22 protein-coding genes and 3 tRNA genes are annotated in these 21,699 nt (G+C 52.8%); 19 read left to right on the plus strand and 6 right to left on the minus strand.

Annotation, left to right across the window (positions count from 1 at the left end; translation table 11 throughout):
- Positions 1-74: 74 nt before the first annotated feature.
- Both rutR and C7434_RS02960 read left to right on the plus strand, forming a co-directional pair.
- Complete coding sequence (gene rutR, locus C7434_RS02955) at positions 75-710, plus strand: HTH-type transcriptional regulator RutR (protein ID WP_033737596.1); 636 nt, start codon at positions 75-77, stop codon at positions 708-710.
- A gap of 47 nt (positions 711-757) precedes the next feature.
- The gene (locus tag C7434_RS02960; protein ID WP_039341209.1) at positions 758-1,732 is read left to right on the plus strand and encodes a metal-dependent hydrolase; all 975 of its coding nucleotides are present in this window, start codon (positions 758-760) and stop codon (positions 1,730-1,732) included.
- Positions 1,733-1,771: 39 nt separating this feature from the next.
- Here the strand turns inward: C7434_RS02960 and cycA are convergent, their stop codons facing one another.
- Positions 1,772-3,166, minus strand: a complete 1,395-nt coding sequence (gene cycA, locus C7434_RS02965; RefSeq protein WP_039341206.1) for a D-serine/D-alanine/glycine transporter — start codon at positions 3,164-3,166, stop codon at positions 1,772-1,774.
- Between the two features lie 285 nt (positions 3,167-3,451).
- On the opposite strand from cycA, the gene C7434_RS02970 reads away from it, so the two are divergent.
- From C7434_RS02970 to C7434_RS02980, 3 genes are all read left to right on the plus strand, one after another.
- A complete protein-coding gene (locus C7434_RS02970; protein WP_033737593.1) occupies positions 3,452-4,147 on the plus strand; it encodes an extensin family protein in 696 nt (231 codons plus the stop codon).
- A 908-nt stretch (positions 4,148-5,055) separates the two neighbouring features.
- Positions 5,056-5,778 carry a transcriptional regulator SdiA gene (sdiA, locus tag C7434_RS02975; RefSeq protein ID WP_033737592.1) on the plus strand — a complete coding sequence of 241 codons (723 nt, stop codon included), beginning with the start codon at positions 5,056-5,058 and terminating at the stop codon, positions 5,776-5,778.
- 121 nt (positions 5,779-5,899) lie between these two features.
- Positions 5,900-6,511: an acyl-homoserine-lactone synthase gene (locus C7434_RS02980; protein WP_006118772.1), complete on the plus strand. Its 612-nt coding sequence runs from the start codon at positions 5,900-5,902 to the stop codon at positions 6,509-6,511.
- Positions 6,512-6,544: 33 nt separating this feature from the next.
- On the opposite strand, the gene C7434_RS02985 is transcribed toward C7434_RS02980, so the two are convergent.
- Complete coding sequence (locus tag C7434_RS02985) at positions 6,545-6,769, minus strand: DUF2594 family protein (RefSeq protein WP_006118773.1); 225 nt, start codon at positions 6,767-6,769, stop codon at positions 6,545-6,547.
- 430 nt (positions 6,770-7,199) lie between these two features.
- On the opposite strand from C7434_RS02985, the gene uvrY reads away from it, so the two are divergent.
- The 9 genes from uvrY (at position 7,200) to C7434_RS03030 (ending at position 13,027) form a co-directional block, all read left to right on the plus strand.
- Complete coding sequence (uvrY, locus tag C7434_RS02990) at positions 7,200-7,859, plus strand: UvrY/SirA/GacA family response regulator transcription factor (protein ID WP_006118774.1); 660 nt, start codon at positions 7,200-7,202, stop codon at positions 7,857-7,859.
- Entirely contained in the window at positions 7,852-9,684 is a 1,833-nt protein-coding gene (uvrC, locus tag C7434_RS02995; protein WP_058707584.1) for an excinuclease ABC subunit UvrC, read from the plus strand. Before uvrY ends, uvrC begins: the two co-directional genes overlap by 8 nt.
- Positions 9,685-9,752: 68 nt before the next feature.
- On the plus strand, positions 9,753-10,301 hold the full coding sequence (pgsA, locus tag C7434_RS03000) for a CDP-diacylglycerol--glycerol-3-phosphate 3-phosphatidyltransferase (RefSeq protein ID WP_006118776.1): 549 nt from the start codon (positions 9,753-9,755) through the stop codon (positions 10,299-10,301).
- Between the two features lie 190 nt (positions 10,302-10,491).
- Positions 10,492-10,567: transfer RNA gene (locus C7434_RS03005), tRNA-Gly, on the plus strand.
- Between the two features lie 40 nt (positions 10,568-10,607).
- A tRNA-Cys gene (locus C7434_RS03010) sits at positions 10,608-10,681 on the plus strand.
- A 10-nt stretch (positions 10,682-10,691) separates the two neighbouring features.
- Positions 10,692-10,778: transfer RNA gene (locus tag C7434_RS03015), tRNA-Leu, on the plus strand.
- 1,212 nt (positions 10,779-11,990) lie between these two features.
- Positions 11,991-12,296 (plus strand): YrhK family protein, encoded by a 306-nt coding sequence (locus C7434_RS03020; RefSeq protein ID WP_191091122.1) that lies wholly within the window; start codon positions 11,991-11,993, stop codon positions 12,294-12,296.
- An 80-nt stretch (positions 12,297-12,376) separates the two neighbouring features.
- The gene (locus C7434_RS21895; RefSeq protein ID WP_166649043.1) at positions 12,377-12,688 is read left to right on the plus strand and encodes a hypothetical protein; all 312 of its coding nucleotides are present in this window, start codon (positions 12,377-12,379) and stop codon (positions 12,686-12,688) included.
- 141 nt (positions 12,689-12,829) lie between these two features.
- Complete coding sequence (locus tag C7434_RS03030) at positions 12,830-13,027, plus strand: DUF6404 family protein (protein ID WP_006118780.1); 198 nt, start codon at positions 12,830-12,832, stop codon at positions 13,025-13,027.
- 35 nt (positions 13,028-13,062) lie between these two features.
- Here C7434_RS03030 and C7434_RS03035 read toward each other — a convergent pair whose 3' ends face one another.
- The 4 genes from C7434_RS03035 to C7434_RS03050 form a co-directional block, all read right to left on the minus strand.
- The gene (locus C7434_RS03035) at positions 13,063-14,568 is read right to left on the minus strand and encodes a SulP family inorganic anion transporter (protein ID WP_033737587.1); all 1,506 of its coding nucleotides are present in this window, start codon (positions 14,566-14,568) and stop codon (positions 13,063-13,065) included.
- A 133-nt stretch (positions 14,569-14,701) separates the two neighbouring features.
- On the minus strand, positions 14,702-14,962 hold the full coding sequence (locus C7434_RS03040) for a biofilm/acid-resistance regulator YmgB/AriR (protein WP_033737586.1): 261 nt from the start codon (positions 14,960-14,962) through the stop codon (positions 14,702-14,704).
- Positions 14,963-15,334: 372 nt separating this feature from the next.
- The gene (locus tag C7434_RS03045) at positions 15,335-15,742 is read right to left on the minus strand and encodes a DUF2000 domain-containing protein (RefSeq protein ID WP_033737585.1); all 408 of its coding nucleotides are present in this window, start codon (positions 15,740-15,742) and stop codon (positions 15,335-15,337) included.
- A 36-nt stretch (positions 15,743-15,778) separates the two neighbouring features.
- A complete protein-coding gene (locus C7434_RS03050; protein ID WP_033737584.1) occupies positions 15,779-16,624 on the minus strand; it encodes an AraC family transcriptional regulator in 846 nt (281 codons plus the stop codon).
- 162 nt (positions 16,625-16,786) lie between these two features.
- Between C7434_RS03050 and C7434_RS03055 the strand changes: the two genes are divergently transcribed.
- From C7434_RS03055 to C7434_RS21900, 5 genes are all read left to right on the plus strand, one after another.
- Positions 16,787-17,215 carry a MarR family transcriptional regulator gene (locus tag C7434_RS03055; protein ID WP_033737583.1) on the plus strand — a complete coding sequence of 143 codons (429 nt, stop codon included), beginning with the start codon at positions 16,787-16,789 and terminating at the stop codon, positions 17,213-17,215.
- A 2-nt stretch (positions 17,216-17,217) separates the two neighbouring features.
- Positions 17,218-18,897, plus strand: a complete 1,680-nt coding sequence (locus C7434_RS03060) for an MFS transporter (RefSeq protein ID WP_033737582.1) — start codon at positions 17,218-17,220, stop codon at positions 18,895-18,897.
- Positions 18,898-18,899: 2 nt separating this feature from the next.
- Positions 18,900-19,994: an HlyD family secretion protein gene (locus C7434_RS03065; protein ID WP_033737581.1), complete on the plus strand. Its 1,095-nt coding sequence runs from the start codon at positions 18,900-18,902 to the stop codon at positions 19,992-19,994.
- Complete coding sequence (locus C7434_RS03070) at positions 19,991-21,409, plus strand: efflux transporter outer membrane subunit (protein WP_133745124.1); 1,419 nt, start codon at positions 19,991-19,993, stop codon at positions 21,407-21,409. The genes C7434_RS03065 and C7434_RS03070 overlap by 4 nt, the downstream gene beginning before the upstream one ends.
- 115 nt (positions 21,410-21,524) lie before the next feature.
- Positions 21,525-21,668: a hypothetical protein gene (locus C7434_RS21900; RefSeq protein WP_006118788.1), complete on the plus strand. Its 144-nt coding sequence runs from the start codon at positions 21,525-21,527 to the stop codon at positions 21,666-21,668.
- Positions 21,669-21,699: the final 31 nt, after the last annotated feature.

Consider the following 21,699-nt stretch of genomic DNA (forward strand, 5'->3'; position numbering starts at 1 on the left):
ACAGCTGTCGGCACGTTAACGCCTGAAAACAGTCTGTTGCCGTGATGCGTAACGGTAACGTGAAGGAGATACGTATGAAAAAGGCTACGCCCGGGCCAACGCGTCGTGCGGTCGCCGTTGCAGCGAAACGTGCGGCAATTCTGCAGGCTGCCCTGACCTGTTTTTCCCAGTTTGGTATTCACGGGACGCGGCTGGAGAAAGTCGCGGAGCAGGCTGGCGTCTCCAAAACCAATTTGCTGTACTACTATCCCTCTAAAGAAGCGCTTTATATTGCCGTATTAAAAGAGATCCTGGATGTCTGGCTGGCACCGCTACGTGCCCTGACTTACGAGCAGGAGCCGTTGCGCGCCGTGCGTCAGTATATTCGCCTTAAGCTGGAGGTTTCTCGCGATTATCCACAGGCATCAAAGTTGTTTTGCCTGGAAATGCTGCAGGGTGCGCCCTTGCTGAAAGGTGAACTGGCCGGCGATCTGAAGACGTTGATGGACGACAAAACAGCGATAATTGAGCGCTGGATAGCTGAAGGACGGCTGGCGGCGATTGCGCCTCAGCATCTGATCTTTATGCTGTGGGCGACGACACAGCATTATGCTGACTTTGCCAGCCAGGTCGAAGCGATCACGGGGAATCAGCTCAGCAATCCTGTTTTCTTCGAGGAAACGGTGGAGAACGTTCAGCGCATTATTATTGAAGGCATTCGCGTTCGTTAATAAAACGCGATCAAACTCAGCCCTGTAACAGACAAGGGAGTGGCGTGATGGATTCTGTTTCACAATGTGTTCTGGGCGCATCCGTGGCGCTGGCTGTGATGGGGCGGCGCGTACCTGCCTGGCAAGCCGCGGCGGTAGGCGCAATCAGTGGCACATTGCCCGATCTGGATGTGTTTATCGACCACGGTGATGCTATCCGCAACATGACGCTGCACCGGACTGAAAGCCATGCCTTACTCTATCTGACGTTGTGTTCACCGTTGCTCGCCGCGCTGGTCGCGCGGCTTTTCAAATCCGGCGTGACATGGATCGCCTGGTGGCCTGCTATTTGGCTGGCGCTGATCACGCATCCCCTTCTTGATTTGATGACAGTCTATGGCACTCAGCTTGGGCTGCCTCTCACCGATCATCCTTATGCGATTGGCAGCATGTACATCGTCGATCCGCTTTATACGTTGCCGCTTATCATCGGGCTCTGTGTCGCTTTGTGGCGGCGTAACAGACGGGGATTACGCTGGAATCACGCGGGGCTGGCACTCAGTACCGGCTACCTTGCCTGGAGTATGGTCATTCAGCAGGTGGCTGATGAACACATTAAACACTCACTCGAACAGCAGGGGGTGGCGACTGACAAGGTGTTGGTCACCCCAACGGCATTCAATACGCTGGTCTGGCGCAGCGTCATCATCACGCCTGACCGCTATGGCGAGGCTTACTGGTCTTTGCTGTCGCCTGCTCGTCCTGTCACGGTAACGTGGCGGCCGCGTCATCCTGAGCTATTCGTCCCGTTTAAAGGAAACTGGCTGGCAGAACGTGTTGCCTGGTTCAGCCATGGCTTTTATGCCATGGATGAGCGTGACGGGCAGGTCACCATTGCAGATTTGCGTATGGGAGAAGGGAGCCATTACACGTTTACGTTTGGTTTGGGCACGGCGGAAAGCCCTGATTTGCAGCCACAGCGCCTGCCGTCTGGTGAACGGGCCCTGCGCCGCGGCGTCAATCGTATACTTGAGCGGTTATAAAAAAGCCCGACGTGCGTCGGGCTTTTTTCAGTCTCTATATCAACGACGCGTGCGTCGACGCAGTTGCCAGCCTGCGGCGAGCAGGATAAACCACAACGGCGTGACCATGAGCGCCTGTCGCGTGTCTTCCTGCAGTGTAAGCAGCACCAGTATAAAGACAAAAAACGCCATACATGCCCAGCACATGAATTTGCCTAAAGGCATTTTAAATGTCGAGGCGGCATGACGTTCCGGAAATTTTTTACGATATGCAAGGTAACTGCACAGGATAATGGTCCACACAAACATAAACAGAATGGCAGACACGGTGGTCACCAGCGTAAAGACCGTCATCACATTTGGGATCAGGTAAATCAGAGCCACACCACACAGCAGGCAGAAGCAGGAAAAGAACAAGCCGGTCGTGGGCACCGCGCGTGACGATAAACGACCAAAAGCACGGCTGGCAACGCCCTGCTGCGACAGACCATACAGCATGCGGCTGGTGGAGAAAATACCGCTGTTGGCTGAGGATGCCGCCGACGTCAGGACCACGAAGTTAACAATGCTGGCCGCAGCTGGCAGGCCAATTAACACGAACATTTCCACAAACGGACTGCGATCGGCCATCACTTCGGTCCACGGGGTAACGGACATAATCACCAGCAGCGCCAGAACATAGAACATAATGACGCGCAGCGGAATGGCATTAATGGCCCGCGGTAAAACCCTGTGCGGGTCATGCGTTTCGGCCGCCGCTGTACCCACCAGCTCGATACCGACAAACGCAAAGACGGCGATCTGGAATCCGGCAAAGAATCCGCTCAGTCCTTTCGGGAAAAGCCCCCCGTGATCCCAGATATTACTCAGTGCAGCGGTGCCACCACCCGGCGACGGGTAATGAATGGACACCAATACAATGCCGGTAATGATCAGCGCGACAATCGCCACGATCTTGATGATGGCAAACCAGAACTCCATCTCGCCAAATAATTTCACCGTGGCAATGTTTAAGGCCAGGAAAACAAAAACACATAGTAGTGCGCTCATCCAGATCGAAAAGCCGGGAAACCAGAGCTGGAAGTAGGCGCTTATAGCCACCACGTCGGCAATCCCGGTAACAACCCAACAGAACCAGTATGTCCAGCCGGTGAAGTAGCCGGCCCAGGGACCCAGTAAGTCAGCCGCAAAGTCGCTAAAGGATTTATACTCAAGATTCGACAGCAGTAATTCACCCATTGCCCGCATGACAAAAAACAGCATGAAGCCGATGATCATGTAAACGAAAATGATCGAAGGTCCTGCCAGACTAATTGTTTTACCCGAGCCCATGAACAAACCGGTGCCAATCGCACCGCCAATAGCAATGAGCTGGATGTGTCGGTTATGAAGATTACGTCGCAGCGTGTCATCGCCCTGTGAGCTCGCCTGCGTTTGAGTAGATTGATCAACCATGAAAGTGTCTTTCCTGTCTTGATGTTGTGTCAGCTCTGGTGGCTGTTGAGAATACCGGATTGCCGGGAGCAATTTGGCATAAGATAGTGGAAGTGTTAATGAAAACGGTAATTGTTTTTTAACAATATCGGACAACGCTGGCATTAAAACGGCGCTTTCACTTAACGTTGGCGATTTTTACGTCAGATTAAGTAATATTTCATCACCCTGTGTCATCTTTTAAGCGTATCCTGCCGTGTGCTTCTACACTACCTCCGTACAGCTTCTTTCAGCTACAGAGGTTCTATGCGCACACTTGTTCTGCTTATCATCATGACCGGAGTGGGGTGGATGAGTTTGCCATGGTTAAAACAGCACCTTCCTGCGCAATTTAATCCCTTTACGCCACTCTCTGTAACGGATCCGCCGGGCTGGATGACGCGATTAAAACTCAAAAGACTGCAAACTGATCCCGCCGCCTGTCTTGACGTGATGCAGCGTGCACAGCAGGCCGGCGTTGTACGTTTCAGTCAACGGCCGGCGGTGACAGGGGCCTGTCCGTTGTCCGGCCCCCTCAGGCTGCAAAATTTTGGGCCCGTCTCGCTCAGCAGCAGTTTCCTCGCCAGTTGCCCAATGGCCGTTGCGGCTACAATGTACGTGGCTTACAGCCGCGAGCAAATGTTACATCTGTCTGGCAGTGATCTGACCCGAATTGAACATGTCGGAAGTTATGCCTGCCGCAACATCTACCATCAGGCCACCGGACGGCTGAGTGAACATGCCAGCGCGGATGCCTGGGATATTACCGCCTACCAGCTTGCTAACGGCGAGTGGTTGGTGCCAGGAAAAAACTGGCAACAACCTGGCCAGAAATCACTATTACTTCATGCATTATGGCGATCGGGTTGTAACTTTTTTGGTAATGCGCTTGGGCCTGATTATAATCGCGCGCATGCTACACATTTTCATCTGGGCATGCGGGGGGCGGGTTATTGCAGGTGAGATTAACCTTTACTTTCACCGTAAAACTGTGTCGTGGGTTTAATATTATTTTCTTCTGTTCTGCTTTTTTACTGTTTTAAAAAGGGTGTCACATCTGCTTATTTTTTCTCATGGCGTCAGTGTTATTTAAATCATTCACCCGGTGTTATCACCGTTCATTGCCTGCTAAATGACCAAATTGAGAGAGTATACTGCATTATTATTACCTGACTGGGTGAATGATGCCGTTTTAACAGGGCGATAAATTTGAGTTATCTGTACATAAATAAAGGAGGATGACAGTGTCGTTAAATAATTATTTTTCTCTTTTCAGATGCGCTATTTATTAAATAAGTTATCTGTACAAGCCCGCACCAGGCCAAAATGACAGCGGTCACCGGTCTGCGCCATCCGCCAGGCGTCTTGCCTGTAAAGACGGGCAGTGCCGTTATGCTGGCCGTTCAACAGGCCTTGTACGGCCGTCTGCCCTACGACGCAGAGCCATAAGCCATCTTTTGTAGGACCAAAAGATCCGGGTAAAACGCGTACCAGAAAAGGGGTGCTTTCCCTGCCTGACTGCAGAAAACATGCGGCGGTGATTGCCTGAAAAAGACATCGTGTTTTACAAGATATGATCTGCGTTTTTTTTCAGCATAATAAGTTGCCGGGCGCAACTTATCGAGTGAGATTTGTTGATCATGGCTATGTTAAATGATTGAAAAAATATAAGAAAAATCTTATTATTTCCTCTGTTGCACTCGCCTGAGTTATCCCGAAGCGTTTGCTTACCCTGTATTTTTATCCTTTTCTCTGCAGGTCGTTGTCGCCAGAATGAAAATAATGCTTTTTATGACGTCGCAACAAAGAGTAAATTAATTACATAACGTGTTAATCAGAAACACCCGGCAAGTTGTTGAATTTGAGGCAATATGATAGGTGAAGATTATTTTTCCTGGCGTGAAAATGTCGAACAGCACTTTCAGGTATTAACGGCAGCTCCGCAATTAAAGGGGCTTTTACAGGATTATATCCAGTCACTGGGCTTCGATTTTTTCGCTTTTTTTATCCAGCATCGCGTTCCTTTTACGCGTCCGCGAGTTTATTTGCATGATACTTACCCCGAAGCGTGGATTAAACGTTATAAGGAACGGAATTATTATGCCATTGACCCCGTGTTGCAGCGCTGCCTGCGTGCTGGAAAGGGGGTGGAATGGACACCTGAACTCTTTTGCTCGGCGAAGGAAATGTGGCAAGAAGCGGGTAATTTTGGGCTGCTGAGCGGATTTTCTTGTTCTGCAATGGCGTCAAATCGAGCCGTTGGTATATTATCTATAGGTTCGCATCGTCCCTTTATTACTGACTGTCGGCAAGTGGAGCTGGAGGTAAAGTTGCACTTCCTCGCCGAGCAAAGCTTGTGCTTACTTGAACGCCTCAATGATGAAGCGCTGATGGTTCAGGGAAATGATTTCAGCCAGCGTGAGCTGGAAATTTTGAAATGGACCGCAGAGGGAAAAACCTCTCAGGAAATTTCACTTATTTTGTCGATTTCTGAACACACCGTAAATTTTTACCAAAAAAATATGAAAAAACGTTTTAATGTTTCCAATAAAACGCAGATTGCCTGCTATGCCGCAGCAATTGGTGTGATTTAAAAGAAAAGCAACTGCCAACTTTAGTAGTTCCTTACCTAAAGGGACTTCTCTACCCTGCGCGGGTGCGCTTTTGGCAGGCGCATAGAAATCATTGCAAACATGGGGATGTCAGAGGCGCATGATGAAAATAGTTCAAACGCAGTTAAAGGATATGCCATCCTCTTTGCTTGCCGAACTTGGCAGCTACCGTTACAGCGTGTTTGCGCGGGGTGAAGGCTGGTCGATTCCACCGCGTCTGAGTACACCAGGGCAAGAATATGACCGGTATGACCGCTCTGATGTGACCTGGTTAATCGCCTGGAGCGTGCGAAGCGGCATTAGCGGCTGCGCCCGCCTGATGCCCTGGACGGAACCCGAGCAAACGGAAGGCATTGTTTTGCCGTTCGATCATGAAAAGGTCTGGGAAATGTCCCGCTTCTCTGCACGACTGGAAGTGGATCCTGAGCTACCGCTCAATATTCTGTGGCATGCGGTACAGCTGGCGGAGCTGAACGGCATTGAATGCATTATCAGTTCGGCTACGCCGATGCTGGAAAAAATGTTTGAAGAACATCAGGTCGTCTATGAACCTCTGACGCCGGGTTTAATTCTGTCAGAGGATAATCTCTTTGCCATCCGTATCCCCGTCAGTCAACCTGCGCTGGCAGAGAAATACCGTGGTACGCGGCGTTTCAGCCCGGAAGAGGTGCTGCCTTCACTCGGCGTGTCCGTTAACTGGCATTCGAACGGTTAGCGCGCTGCCCCCGGGCGGGGGCAGCACAAGCCATTACTGGCGATAAGCCGCTTTGATTTGTTTAATGGTGTTACTGAACACGTCTGCCTGCGGCTTTTCGCCCAGTGTTTTCACATAACGTTCCATATTAATGATTACTTTTCCAGCATCAGCCTGGCCCATCCCTTTCAGGATCAAAGTAATCATCATCTTAAGGCAAGCCACTTCATCAGATAATTTTTGCGTTTCCTGCGAGGTAGCGAAATCTTCATCGCTCATGAATTTCTCCTTGGTGATTAACATCGTCTCTACAATCTTTACGCGCAGCAATCGGTGAGTATATCACACGAAAGACCACTTGCTGTTAGCGTGGGCAACGCAGGCTGTTTAACTATGTCAGTTCAGTCATATTAATTAATCACGGATGTGAATAGTAGCTGAGGAGAGCGTCGCAGTTCGGTAAAAATCTCATAAATACAATATCGTCTGATTGTTGTAACTGATTGATAAAACATTTTTTTTACATTATGCAGGCTGTCATGTCTGTTCGTGCAGGCGTAAACAAGAACAGAGCCAGGTGGCATGAAGATAAAACACTGACGCGATCTGACCTGCCACTTTGTATCTGTGCTTTTAATGCAAAAACAGGTATGATTGCCGCTTGCAATCGTTAAATGCTACCTCTTTATTAGCTGCGGAGTGCTTCGCGTTGATCACTGTCCTTCTTGTCGATGACCATGAGCTGGTACGTGCCGGCATCCGCCGTATTCTTGAAGATATCAAAGGTCTGGTGATCGCTGGCGAAGCGTGTTGTGGCGAAGATGCAGTTAAGTGGTGTCGGGCTAATCAGGTTGACGTCATCTTAATGGACATGAATATGCCGGGTATCGGTGGGCTGGAAGCCACGCGCAAAATTGTGCGCTACAACCCGGATATCAAAATTATTATGCTGACGATTCACACTGAAAACCCGCTGCCTGCCAAAGTGATGCAGGCCGGTGCGGCAGGTTATCTGAGTAAAGGTGCCGCGCCGCAGGAAGTGGTGAACGCGATTCGTTCGGTTAAGGCCGGCCAACGCTACATTGCCTCGGACATTGCTCAGCAAATGGCGTTAAGCCAGATTGAGCCGCAAAAAGCCGAATCTCCCTTCAGCTGTTTGTCGGAAAGGGAATTGCAGATTATGCTGATGATCACCAAAGGACAAAAGGTGACGGAAATTTCCGAGCAGCTGAATCTCAGTCCTAAAACCGTTAACAGCTACCGCTACAGAATGTTCAGTAAGCTGAATATCAGTGGCGACGTAGAGTTAACGCATCTGGCCATCAGACATGGCCTGTTCAATGCGGAGCCATTAATCAGTAGTGAGTGACCTCTTTAATCCCAAAAATTTTCTCAGTACGGTCACCAGCGAGCCAGGTGTTTACCGGATGTACGATGTGTCCGGAACGGTTATCTATGTCGGCAAAGCGAAAGATCTGAAAAAGCGACTGACAAGCTACTTTCGCACCCAGGTGGGTAGCCGAAAAACCGAAGCGCTGGTAAGTAACATCCATCACATTGATGTCACCGTAACCCACACTGAAACCGAAGCGTTGTTGCTTGAGCATAATTACATCAAGCTTTATCAACCGCGCTATAACGTTCTGTTGCGTGACGATAAATCCTACCCCTACATTTTTCTGAGTGGCGACACACACCCGCGTCTGGCAATGCACCGGGGCGCTAAGCACGCCAAAGGGGAGTATTTCGGTCCGTTTCCTAATGGTTATGCGGTAAGAGAAACGCTGGCGTTGCTGCAAAAGGTCTTTCCGATACGGCAATGTGAAAACAGCGTTTACCGCAACCGCACGCGCCCCTGTTTGCAGTACCAGATTGGCCGCTGTCTTGGCCCTTGCGTGGCAGGGTTGGTCAGTGAGGAGGAATACGCCCAGCAGACAGATTACGTCAGACTGTTTTTAGCGGGCAAAGACGATCAGGTGCTGAATCTGCTGGTGACGCGCATGGAAGAAGCCAGTCAGTCACTGCGCTTCGAAGACGCGGCCCGGCTGCGCGATCAGATTCAGGCCGTCAGACGCATTACCGAGAAGCAGTTTGTCTCTAATCAGGGCGACGATCTGGATGTGATTGGCGTTGCCTATGACGCCGGAATGGCATGTTTGCACGTTCTGTTTATCCGCCAGGGGAAAGTACTGGGAAGCCGAAGCTATTTTCCCAAAGTGCCTGCGGATACGGACCTGGCTGAAGTCGTCCAGACCTTCGTCGGACAGTTCTATTTGCAGGGCAGCGAAATGCGCACCTTGCCCAGCGAGATTTTACTCGATTTCACTTTGCCCGAACGTGAGTTGCTAGCAGACTCATTGACAGAATTAGCCGGTCGACGGGTAAACATTCAAAGTAAACCCCGCGGCGATCGCGCGCGTTACCTCAAGCTGGCTCGGACCAATGCCGGTTCGGCATTAAAAACGCGTCTGTCGCAGCATTCCACGATTCATCAGCGCCTCACCGCGTTGGCCGAATTTCTCAAACTGGAGAAGATTGGCCGCATGGAGTGTTTTGACATCAGTCATACTATGGGTGAACAAACCATCGCTTCCTGCGTCGTGTTTGATCAAAACGGCCCGCTTCGTGCTGACTACCGTCGTTATAACATCACCGGCATCACACCCGGCGATGACTATGCGGCCATGAACCAGGTGCTACGCCGCCGTTATGGCAAAGCGATTGAAGAAGAAAAAATTCCCGATGTGATCCTGATAGATGGAGGCAAAGGTCAGCTGGCACAGGCAAAACAGGTGTTTGCAGAGCTGGACGTGCCCTGGGATAAATCCCGCCCCATTTTGCTGGGCGTTGCAAAGGGCACCGATCGTAAAGCCGGTCTGGAAACCTTATTTTTCGAGCCAGAAGGCGAGGGCGTTTCTCTGTCACCCGATGCGCCAGCGCTTCATGTCATTCAGCATATTCGTGATGACGCTCACAATCATGCAATTTCAGGGCACCGTAAAAAACGGGCCAAAGTCAAAAACACCAGCGCACTGGAAAGTATCGAGGGCGTGGGACCAAAACGGCGACAGCAGTTGCTCAAGTACATGGGCGGCCTGCAACCGTTGATGAATGCGTCGGTCGAGGAGATCGCCAATGTGCCCGGTATATCGCATGCGCTGGCGGAAAAAATCTACTACTCGTTGAAACACTAGCATTGAAACAGGGGGGGCAATGTAGGAACATACGTTAAACACCACCCAATCCAGACAGTTACCAGCATATGCAATTTAACATTCCGACCTGTCTTACCCTGTTTCGCGTCGTTCTTATTCCGTTCTTTGTGCTGGCTTTCTATCTGCCTTTTCACTGGGCGCCCTTTGTTACCGCGTTGATTTTCGTTGTTGCCGCCGTGACCGACTGGTTCGATGGCTTCCTGGCTCGCCGCTGGAAGCAGACAACCCGCTTTGGTGCGTTTCTCGATCCGGTGGCGGATAAGGTGATGGTGGCCATTGCTTTGGTACTGGTTGCGGAATATTTCCATGCCTGGTGGATCACGCTGCCCGCTGCCACGATGATCGCCCGTGAAATTATTATTTCAGCCCTGCGTGAGTGGATGGCAGAGATAGGTAAACGGAGCAGCGTTGCGGTTTCCTGGATCGGTAAAGTGAAAACCACCGCGCAGATGTTTTCGCTTTTTGCTCTGCTGTGGCGTCCGGACAGTATGGTGGTCGGTGTTGGCGTGGTCGCGCTGTACATTGCTGCGGTGCTGACGTTCTGGTCCATGTTCCAGTATTTAAGCGCTGCCAGAGGCGATTTGCTCGAACCGTGATCGATGCGATTCAAAAAGCAGCAAACGGACGCAATGTGGGGATAATTTTATTGACTCACCGCGTCATCTCAGTAGAATGCATCGCATCGAACGGCAGCACAGCTGCAGAAGCTAAGAAAAATCAGTAAGTTCGATAAAGTGTAGTAAAGTCTGACCCTTCAGCAGCGAGTTATCTGAATGGTAAGATGATGCGGGAATAGCTCAGTTGGTAGAGCACGACCTTGCCAAGGTCGGGGTCGCGAGTTCGAGTCTCGTTTCCCGCTCCAAATTCGCAGGCCAGGCAATCCTGGCGGCAAATCGGTTTTAGGCGCGTTGGCAGAGTGGCTATGCAGCGGATTGCAAATCCGTGTACCTCGGTTCGACTCCGGGACGCGCCTCCAGTTATACCTCGCCCGGGTGGTGAAATCGGTAGACACAAGGGATTTAAAATCCCTCGATCGTAAGGTCGTGCGGGTTCAAGTCCCGCCCCGGGCACCATATTGAAACATCCATAAAATCAAGTCGTAGCAATGTCGTTTAAGCCGCCTCTTTGGGCGGTTTTTTGTTTTTATAAGCCCTTCCTGCTATGTCATTTCTGATTCTGGTCTCAGGCTCTTGTTAAACCCCTTTCTCCCTTTGCCGTTTGTCTCCTCCTGTGCTGACCTGAAGCTGTTTTTTATAACATGCCACGTCTGGCAATCCAGCAAGGGCATCAAGATGCGTCTGCACGATGAGTGGAAACAAGCCCGGTAGACTGAGAAAGAGAGGCTTTACGGGTACAGGCAGCATGATATCGATTACCGAAAACGCTCGTCCTGAATGTGGGTGACAGTAGCAAAACCAGTAACAGTTTTGACTATGCTCTCTATCCCGTTTTGACAGACATGACGGTGACAGACGGCATTATCTGGTATTTTCGCCTTTGGCTACGGGCAATCCTGTCACGCATCATTGCCGTTTCTCAATCAAAACGGAATGGATTACCTTTGATCAATACATTCAGGGCCAAAATAAACGCGAGGAAAAGGGGGCAGATTGAGAAGGCTGCGGATTTTAAGCGGTTCAATCCGTTCATTAAAAAAGCCTGCGTTACACAGGCAGAAATCGTTACAAGGGAAAATCCAGTTGTCAGCATGCGCTGACCCGGCAAGCATACAGCGAATGGGGTTTTTAGATACAAGTGAATAACTTTTGATCAGCAAAAGGCACGATGTGTATGTTGCAGGCATAAAAAAGCCCACTCGGATGTGGGCATAGCAAAATTGGCTATTAATGTAAGGTTCTAACAATTACTTTCTTACTATCGGCAATCCCGCGGCAGGCTTTAGCCGCTGTAAAAAATAAACCTTTTATATTGCCGACAGCCTTCGGTGCGGAAGGCGGGCAACGTGCTCTGTTCTTATCCCGTTGACTGACTTTTACAGCGTGTCGCTATTCGGTTTTGCGAGATTGATCGTGCTGGCAGAAGCGGCAGAGTCAGATTCAGAGCAGGTGTCCCTAAGACTTAATGGGGCCGTTAAGCGCTTATCCGTCGTTTGAGCAATGGCAGTGTGTTCCCTGACAATCAACATAAAAATGGCGTGGAGATGTTTTGGCAGGCGTTAAACGATATGTTCTTACGGTCGGATACGACTTTTTTCCCCCGCGGCGGGGTTACTGTGGCGGACAGGCTGAGGCCAGCAGGTTACCTTTCTTCTCTGTGTACTAATCTTGTCTGCAGTCATTTCATTATTCAGAGAAGGGCAAGCCGTGCCGGGAAACAAAGCAGAAATCACTGTGGGTTCAGATCATATCATCATCGCTCGACGTTACCGCGCTCTTGGCGCGCTCAACGATCTCTTTATCGCAGTATGGTTCCTGACGGGCAGCATCCTGTTTTTCTTCGACTCGCTGATGACAGGTGGAACATGGTTATTTGTCGTGGGGAGCCTTCAGTTATTACTTCGCCCGGCAATCACCCTGGCAGAACTGGTACACGTAAAGCGCATCGATCAACATCCACAAAAACCTCAGTAGTCCTTTACCCCTGTATCACGGACAGCTAAACGCATTCAGCCTGCCTGATATATGAACGACTCAGGCAGGCTAAATGAAAGGTGAGGCGATTTCAGGAGATCACCAGGTGCGGGCGGGCGGTGGTGGCGGTTGCTGCCCGGTTGCAGGCGGCGGTGGTGCAACGGTGCCTGCCGGTGGTGGGGCCAGTGCCTGACCCGGTGGTGGTGGCGGAGGCGGCGGCGGGCGATGATCGTGTGGCGGTGGGGGTGGCGCACAGCCGGGGCCCGGTGGCGGCGGTGCGCACGCGGTCAATGTTGAGGCAGCGACAACAGCAGCGAAAAAAGTCAGACGACGATTCATGCTATTTCCCTTGTGAAATTAACAGTAAGCTAATTGTAGTTAGCTGTTACTAAACATAACGGGGGTAAAGCAGAAAAGCGAAGCGATTCCGCCCTCTATCCGTTTTTTGAGATACTTCTCATCTCGCGCGTTTAATCCGGTTTTTTGTTTCAACGCCAGCTAAAGTAGCGCATCACAAAAGAGGAGTGGCGTTTATGAATGGCATTTTGAAATTCGTCCGCGGCTGGCTGATTTTTTCAGTGTTATGGGGCGTCTTCATGTGGTTTATGTCATGGCAGGCGCAGGGCAAAGAAATTGGCCTGGCGGTTTTGATGAGTCTTTATGCTGGCCTGTTATACCAGGCATTAATAACGATGGTCGCGCGCTATCGGGCACGGCGACAGCAGGCGTAAGAGGGGCCTGCTGCGTGCCGCAGCAGGCCAGTGTCTCAGCTCAGATTACCGCTCAGGCGGCGATGAAAATCGCTGCTGCGCATATCCAGCCCTTCAATGGTGACGCTGGCACCATGACGCTGATAACGGTATTCGATACCATCCAGTGCAGCGACGGTGGAGGCATCCCATATCTGTGCGTGCGTTAAATCAATGGTGACAGATTTAGGGTCATGTGCGTAATCGAAGTGCTCAAACAAATCGTTGCTGCTGGCAAAAAACAGCGGTCCGCGAACATCGTAGCGCACAGACTGTCCGTCCTCACTCAACGTTCTTTCCGCATGAATCACATGCGCGACGCGCCGGGCAAACAACATCATTGCCACCACTACACCCGCAAGCACCCCCAGCGCCAGGTTACTGGTTAACACGGTAATACCTACCGTTAACAGCATGACCAGCGTTTCTGACCAGGGCATCCGTTTCAGCGTCGCGGGCTGCAAACTGTGCCAGTTGACCGTCTTGACGGCGACAATCATCATGATGCCGGCCAGCACCACCATCGGGATCTGCGCCATGATGTGGCTCAGGCCCGTCACCAGCAGTAACAGCACGAGGGCGGCGGCAACCGTTGAAACCCGGCTACGTGCTTTACCCAGTTCCACGTTGACAATGGTCTGTCCGATCATAGCGCATCCGGCGATACCGCCGTAAAAACCGGCCAAAATATTACCTATACCCAGCCCCCAGGATTCGCGACGTTTGCTGGACGGCGTATCTGTAAGGTCATCCACCAGCTTGGCGGTCAGTAGCGATTCCATTAGTCCTACAAACGCCACGCTCAGCGCGGTGGGCCAGACGATGGATAAGGTCTGCCAGTTGAGCGGAACGGTCAGTGCCGTAAAGTCTGGCAGACCTGCGCTCATGGGGCCTTCATCACCCACCGTCGGGACGCGATAGCCCATCGCCAGCGCCACGGCGGTCACGGCCACGATGGCCACTAAGGGAGAGGGCACACTTTTCAGCACGCGGGGCAGGAGCAGCACGATGGCCAGCGTCACGGCGAAGAGTGCCCACACCAGCGGCGATTGACCCCAGACATGCGGGACCTGAGCAAAGAAAATTAAAACGCCAAGCGCATTCACAAAGCCGATCATGACCGAACGGGGAATATAACGCATCGCACGTGACATACCTGTCACGCCGAACAGAATCTGAATGATCCCGGCCATTACAACGGCAGGAAGAATATAGGCCACGCCATGCGCATGGACCATAGGCCCAATCACCAGCGCAACCGAACCCGCTGCGGCGGTTACCATGGCAGGGCGGCCGCCAAGCAAAGACAGCGTCAGGCAGAGTACGACAGAGGCCACCAGGCTGACCTTCGGATCGACACCGGCGATAACCGAAAACGAGATCACTTCCGGAATAAGCGCCAGCGCCGTGATCACGCCGGCCAGGCATTCTCGCGTCAGCAGTGCAGGCGAGCGTAAGACGCGGCCGACACTGACATCGTTTTCCACAACGGCTGTTGTGGCGACATCATGTTGTTGATTCATAGTGTAAACAGGCTCTTTTATTTTAAGCTTGCGCGAAAGGCAAGGAAGACAGGATTTGGTGAAGGGCGAATGTTACCGACAGCTCAGAGAAGAAGCCAGAAAAAGCGAAATGACTCCATCCATGGAGAAAGGATTATACCGTCAGGTCGTCTGGCGTTTTATACACCACCATCTCAAGCAGATGACGATAAACGTCCAGTGAGACTTCGTCGCGCTCCAGCTCGAGGCGATGAATTAGTTTCGAAATAATGGCTTTATTATTGACGGCCATACCTGACTGTAAGATTTCCGCGACAACGAGACCAAGAATCTCCATATCGCTGTCGGGTTTAGTCGCCGCAGCGGTGAAGTAATCCGCGATCTCTTTATCCGTTTGGGGCAGTGTGTTTTGCATGTGTCAGCCTTTGAAAAAGTCGGCTACCCGGTAGAGTGCGCGACAAACAGACCTAAAAGCCATCGCATAAAAATACAATGGCGCCAAACTCAACAAGCAGGTCATCAAAATCAAAAAAGAAACCTCTGAGGGTGGAAATCCATTACACCTTCAGAGGCGACGCAGATGCATCATTCGTTGCAGAGTCGTGATCACAACTCGTTGTATGTAAAGTTATACAATTAAAGTTTATTTGTACAAGTAGATTATTAAGCATAAAATGCTAATCCTTAACAATTAGGATGTTAAGAATTTTGTTTGTCGCTTTCCTGTACAGGAAATGTGTACAAGCGGGCCAGGCCGACGGGAAAGCAGCGTGCTTTCCCGGGAGGGTTAACTAAACAGGTTGAGTTTTGCAGTGAGTTTGCGAACCGCTTTTTTGTCGCCCACTATCGCCATCCCAAGCAGGCGCCATTCCGGGGCGGGCAGCGTCTTCATCGTGTCACTGAAGGCCTGGTAGTCGGTGGTTGACTGACCCTGCTCGGGAAAGACCACAATGTCACAGTCTGTCTGTTCACTCTGACGCCACACGGTGCTGAGTTGCGCACTATCGGCCCCCAGGACAGGAATGCCAACGGGGATGAGCCCCGGATAGCGCTGCGTTGTCGCATCTTCCAGGTCTTCACCGACCAGACTGGGATGACGTTGTCCCAGCGTCAGAGCGATAACGGCGGCAGCATTGGTGGCTTTGCCGGCCGGTAACGCACTGTTCAAAATCATGACACATCGTAAGTCGCTCATTATCTTCTCCTGACACAAAATGCCATTGTGGCAAGGCTAGTGATCAGCGTCTGGAAGATTTGTGCACAGTTGCTGGTAACGTGCAGGCGTCAGCTGGCAGGCGCGTTTAAACCAGCGCCCCAGATGACTCTGGTCTGCAAAGCCAAGATCGGCAGCCACCTCAGCGGGTAAATGGCCCATAGCCAGCCGTCGGCGTGCCTGACTGAGCCGCCACTGTACCAACCAGGCGTGGGGCGGCAGGCCCCACTGCTGCTGGAACAGGCGGGAAAGCCGAAAACGATCCACGTTCAGCGCCTGTGCCATCTGGGCAATGCCGGGGTTATCGACGTGGTAAGCAATAAGCCAGTCTCGTGCCTGATGGGCCAGTGTCGGTGCCACATCCGGCCGCGTATTGCGCCAGACAGGCAAGTGACGAAGATGGCGGAATAGCCGCTCCAGCGCCGCATCTTTGATTAACTGCGGGTGATTGTGCCAGAGCGCGTCGAAGGCGTGCCAGACCGCCCAGGAGAGCCATTTCTCATCCTGAAGCGTGGTGGCAAAACGCAGTTCACTGCCGGGCGCACTGTCCAGACAGCCAGGTGCAAACTGCTGGTGCAGATGATGAGGTGACAGATAGAGCATGCGGTAGGTAAAGCCCTGTGCATCAATGGCATCGCCATCGTGAAGCTCTTCAGGTTCCAACATAAAGACCGTGCCCGGTCGGCTCCGATGACGTTTCTGACGGGAGTGGAACTGCTGCACGCCTTGCTCCGTCACGCCAATTAAGTAACTGTCATGCCAGTGAGGATCGTAAGCATGTCCGGTAAAATGCGCCCGTATCGCTTCGATGCCGCTACGCGCGTCGCGGCGCAGATCGACCCAGTTATGGGTGGAGGTGTTCACGCTTTTGTCCTCCCCGAGGTGTTGACAGCAGGATCATGACTGGACATTTTGACGTTGTTATCCAGTATTTAACAGTACAGATGCTTTTCTTTCGCATTTTGCTTTGCGTATAATAACTTAATCAATTAATTAGAACTCTAATCATTAGGCAGCTACTTATAAATGTCATCTAACCGTACCTTTACCCACCTGCTGCACCTGACCGCCCATGCCTGGCGCCTGGCCGTTGACCGCCATCTTAAAGACAGCGGTCTGAGCACCAGTAGCTGGATGGCGATAGGGCTTATCGCCAGTGAACCTCAACGCCTCACGCAAACCGAACTGGCGCAGTTAATGGGCCTGGAAGATGCGAGTATGGTGCCGTTGGTGGATCGCCTGGTGAAACAGGACCTGTTATCCCGGGTCCAGCCCGCCGAAGATCGCCGCAAGCGTCATCTGGTGCTGACCGAGAAGGGCAATGAAGCGTTCGCAAAAGTAAAGACGCAGGCCGATGCGCTGCGCACGCAACTGCTGGCGGATATTGATCCTCAGGAAATCGCCCTGGTAGAGCGCGTTTTACAAACGCTGCTGACCCGAATGGGAAGTATGTAAGTATGGCCCGGCGCAATCCCTACGCTGCGCGTGAATGGTTGCCTCATGAAAAACCCATGCTGCCGGGCTCGCCTTCGACGCCAATCCATTCCCCACCCAAGCGTGTTGCCTTTGGGCTGATAGGGTTGCTGATCTCGCTGACCGGCGCGTTAAGTAATGCGCTGGTTACGGCTAATCTGACCAATCTGCAAGGCACCTTCGCGGCTTATTCCAACGAAATTGCCTGGCTGCCCGCGGTGTATGTGATGGGGAACATCTCCATCAACCTGCTGTTGGTAAAATTTCGCCAGCAGTTTGGTTTACGCGTATTTACCGAAGCGTTTTTGGTGCTGTACGTCCTGGTCGCCTTTTTCCATCTGTTTGCCAACGATCTGAGTTCAGCGATTATCGTGCGCACGGCCCATGGCATGGTCGGTGCGGCGCTAAGCTCGCTGGGCATTTATTACCAGGTTCAGGCCTGGCCTGCCAGGCATCGCTTAAAAGCGCTGGTCATTGGTCTCACCGCCTCACAGCTCGCTATTCCGCTGGCGCGCCTGTTCTCCAGTGAGTTGCTACAACTGGACGAGTGGCGAGGGCTGTATCTGTTTGAGCTGGGCTTAGCGCTGATTGCATTAGGAGCGGTGCTGGTGGTTAAGCTGCCGCCGGGCGATCGTATTAAAGCTTTTGAAAAGATGGATTTCCTGACGTTTATCCTGCTGGCTCCGGGCATGGCGTTGCTGTGTGGCGTGCTGTCGCTGGGCCGTATTGAGTGGTGGTTCAGTACGCCCTGGCTGGGGATCTGTTCAGCCCTGGCGCTGGTGCTGATCGTCAGTGCCTTTGTGATTGAGCACAATCGCCGCAATCCACTCATTAACACGCGCTGGCTCAGCAGTGGAATGATCGTGCGTTTAGGCATTGTGATGATCATGATTCGCATCGTACTGGCAGAGCAGAATACGGGGGCAGTCGGCTTCCTGCAGCAGATTGGATTACAGAATGATCAAATGCACGGCCTGGCGCTTGCCATCATGGCCGGTGTGGTGGCGGGCATTGCCGCCAGCGCGCTGACGATCAAGCCTACCCATCTTAACTGGCCGATCGTCGCATCGCTGGTCGTCATGATTATCGCCTCACTGATGGATGCGCAATCCAGCCCGGTCACGCGCGCGAACAATATGTACCTGAGTCAGTTTCTGCTGGGGTTCGGCAGTGCCTTTTTCATGGCGCCGGCCATGCTGATGGGGATTGGCAGCGTCGTCACGCAGCCTAAAAATCTGGTCAGTTTCGTGGTCCTGTTCGGCATGAGCCAAAACCTGGGCGGTTTAATCGGATCCGCGATTCTGGGAACCTTTCAGGTCTGGCGTGAAAAATATCACTCCAGCCTGCTCGGCGATCAATTATCGTTACTGGATCCCAACGTCAGCGATCGGCTTACGCAATATGGTGGGCTCTTTAGCAGCCAGATTGGCGATAGCGTATTATTGAGTGCCCAAAGCACCAGCCAGCTTCAGTCCGTCGCCACCCTGCAGGCGAACGTCCTGGCCTACAACGACACCTATCTGCTGACCGCAACTCTGGCGCTGGTTACGCTGATGTGGGTGTTATGGCGTTTAACACGTCGACGCTACCTTGACTGGCGACAGGCCAAATTTCATCTGGCAGAGCAGCGTCAGCTCGCCGCCGCACAAGAACGAACGGAGTAAGTATGAGTCAGCAGGATGAACTTCAGGCAGCAGAACGCGATCGGGCCAATCGCCGTCGTATTCTCTCCATCGCCCTGGGGAGCGGCATTGCGGTCATTGGTGTGCTGGTTATTCTGTATGCCTGGCAGCTATGGCCTTTTACCAGTCCGGTCCAGAGCACGGAAAACGCCTATGTACGCGGCCAGGTCACCTTTATCAGCCCGCAGGTGAGCGGATATCTGACTGCTGTGAACGTGGCCGATCTGCAGCCGGTCAAAAAAGGTCAGGTGCTGATGACGATTGACGATCGTATTTATCGCCAGCGAGTGCATCAGGCGCAGGCACAACTGGCCATGAAGCAGGCCGCTCTGAGCAACAACCAACAGCAGCGTCTCAGCGCGCAGGCCACGATCCAGAGCAACAAAGCCGCTCTGGAAAACGCCAGAGCGCAGGCGGTGAAAAGTGGCCTGGATCTGAAGCGGGTAGAGAATCTGGCCGCGGATGGTTCGCTCTCCGTGCGTGAGCGGGATGCCGCACGCGCAGCGAACGCGCAGGGGCTGGCTCAGCTTCATCAGGCAGAAGCCCAGGTTGCAGTCGCTCAGCAAAATCTGCAAACGGTGATCGTAAACCGGGCGTCGCTGGAGGCGGACGTTGCCAGTGCGCAGGCGGCGCTGGAGCTGGCTGAAATCGACCTGGCAAACACCCGTATTATATCGCCCGATGCGGGTCAGTTAGGGCAGTTATCGGTGCGTAAAGGCGCCTATGTGACGGCCGGGACGCGCCTGACCTCCGTGGTGCCTGCACATAAGTGGATCATCGCAAACTATAAAGAAACCCAGCTTGCGCATATCCGCGTGGGGTTGCCGGTGACGATTCGTGTCGATGCGCTGGATGGTAAACGTTTCGACGGTCGCGTTGCCGATATCTCGCCAGCGGCAGGCTCAGAATTCAGCGCTATCTCACCGGATAACGCGACCGGTAACTTTGTGAAAATCGCCCAGCGTATTCCCGTACGCATTGACGTCGCGCCGGAGGTGCAGCAACAGTTACGGCCCGGCATGTCAGTCGAGGTCAGTATCGATACGGCGGCCTCACCAGTCAGTGAGACCGCACCATGAAGGGCGCTCGGTTAGTGGCAGGCATGCTGGCCGCCCTGTTAGCAGGGTGCAGCACCCAGGTTGAGAAAGCCCCGGCCTCGTTACCCATTCCGTCAAAATGGCGCGAACAGGTTGGGCCTTCCGCGCCGCCAGAGGCGGCCTGGTGGCAGGCGTTTGGCGATCGGGATCTGAACCGCCTGGTGGAGCAGGCATTACAGCATAATCCCGATATTTTGATAGCCCGTTCGCGGGTGGATCAATATCGTGCGCAACTGCGTGGCGCTGAGGGCGATAACTTTCCCACGCTCAGTGGCGGGGTTGCGGCAACGCGTCAACGTGCCCTGTCGGCTGTGACCGGGCAGCCTTATGAAACCTCCGTTTTTCAGGGGCAGCTTCAGGCCAGTTACAATGTCGATTTGTGGGGCGCACGGGCCGATACGATTGATGCCACCCGCGCCACGCTGGAGGCGCAGCAGGCGGCCGCGTCGGCCGCAGAACTGACCATCGCCAGTTCCGTTGCATCGGGTTATATGACGCTCTGCGCGCTGGATGAACAACTGCGCGTGACCGAAGCGACGCTGGCCATACGGCGTAACTCGCTCCGACTGGCGCAGCGTCAGTTTGAAACAGGTTATACGTCCCGGCTGGAGTGGATGCAGGCCTCATCGGAGTATCAGTCCGCGCAAGCCCAGGTGCCGCAGTTACAGCATCAGATTGCTCAGCAGGAAAACGCGCTCAGTATTTTAGTCGGCATGAACCCTCGGGAGGTGGCCCGTCACCGCGACTTTACTGTCCTGATGCCACAGACGATACCGGGCATTTTGCCGTCAGCCTTACTGAATCGTCGCCCGGATATCGTCCAGGCGCAGCGCCAGCTGCTGGCCGCCGATGCCAGCCTGGCTGCGTCAAAGGCGAAGTTACTGCCGGGAATTAATCTGACAGCGTCGGGCACATTACAGCGTTCCGTTTTGCATCAGCTGGTGGACGATCCGTTCCGCCTCTGGAGCGTAGGGGGCAGTATTCTGGCACCGTTGCTGAACCGTGAAGCATTGACTGCCCAGGTCGATGTCGCTATGGCTTCTCGCAATCAGGCACTTTACACCTATGAGAAAGTGGTAAGAAACGCGTTCTCCGAAGTCAATAACGCGCTGGATGCCATTCGCCAGGGCGAAGCACAGCGTGAAGCGCTCCAGAAGCAAGAGCAGTTTGTCGCCGAGGCACTGCGTATTGCAACGAATCGCTATCAAAATGGCTATGCTTCTTATCTGGACGAACTGGATGCGCAACGCACCCTGTTTGCCACGCAGCTAAATCTGGTAACGGTAAAGAATAATCTGTTGCAGGCCCAAATCGCGTTATACAGTGCACTCGGCGGGGGCTGGTCGGGCGAAAACCAGAGTGGGGCACGGCATCAGGCTGACGCCAGGGGGCCGTAATCGTCGCCCATCAGTTTGCCAGCGGTCTGTTTTGTAAAATCACGGCTAACGCGACGGGTTTGTTTTACACTGTCGCGCACTATCGCCCCATTATGCCGTTTTGACCAGGAAGAGCATGTTCTTACCCCACCCACCAGAAGAGCATGAGGAACCCGTGGCTCAGCCGCTTGCCGATGCGCACTTCGCGATTGTGGTGCTTGCAGTGACGTCGGTAACGCTTATAATTTTCGTTCTGATCGTCACGCTTTGGATGAGCTAGTGTTTATCAACCGGACCTGAAAGGAGTGAGG

Source organism: Pantoea sp. PNA 14-12 (assembly GCF_004364735.1).
GTDB classification, from domain to species: Bacteria; Pseudomonadota; Gammaproteobacteria; order Enterobacterales; family Enterobacteriaceae; genus Pantoea; species Pantoea stewartii.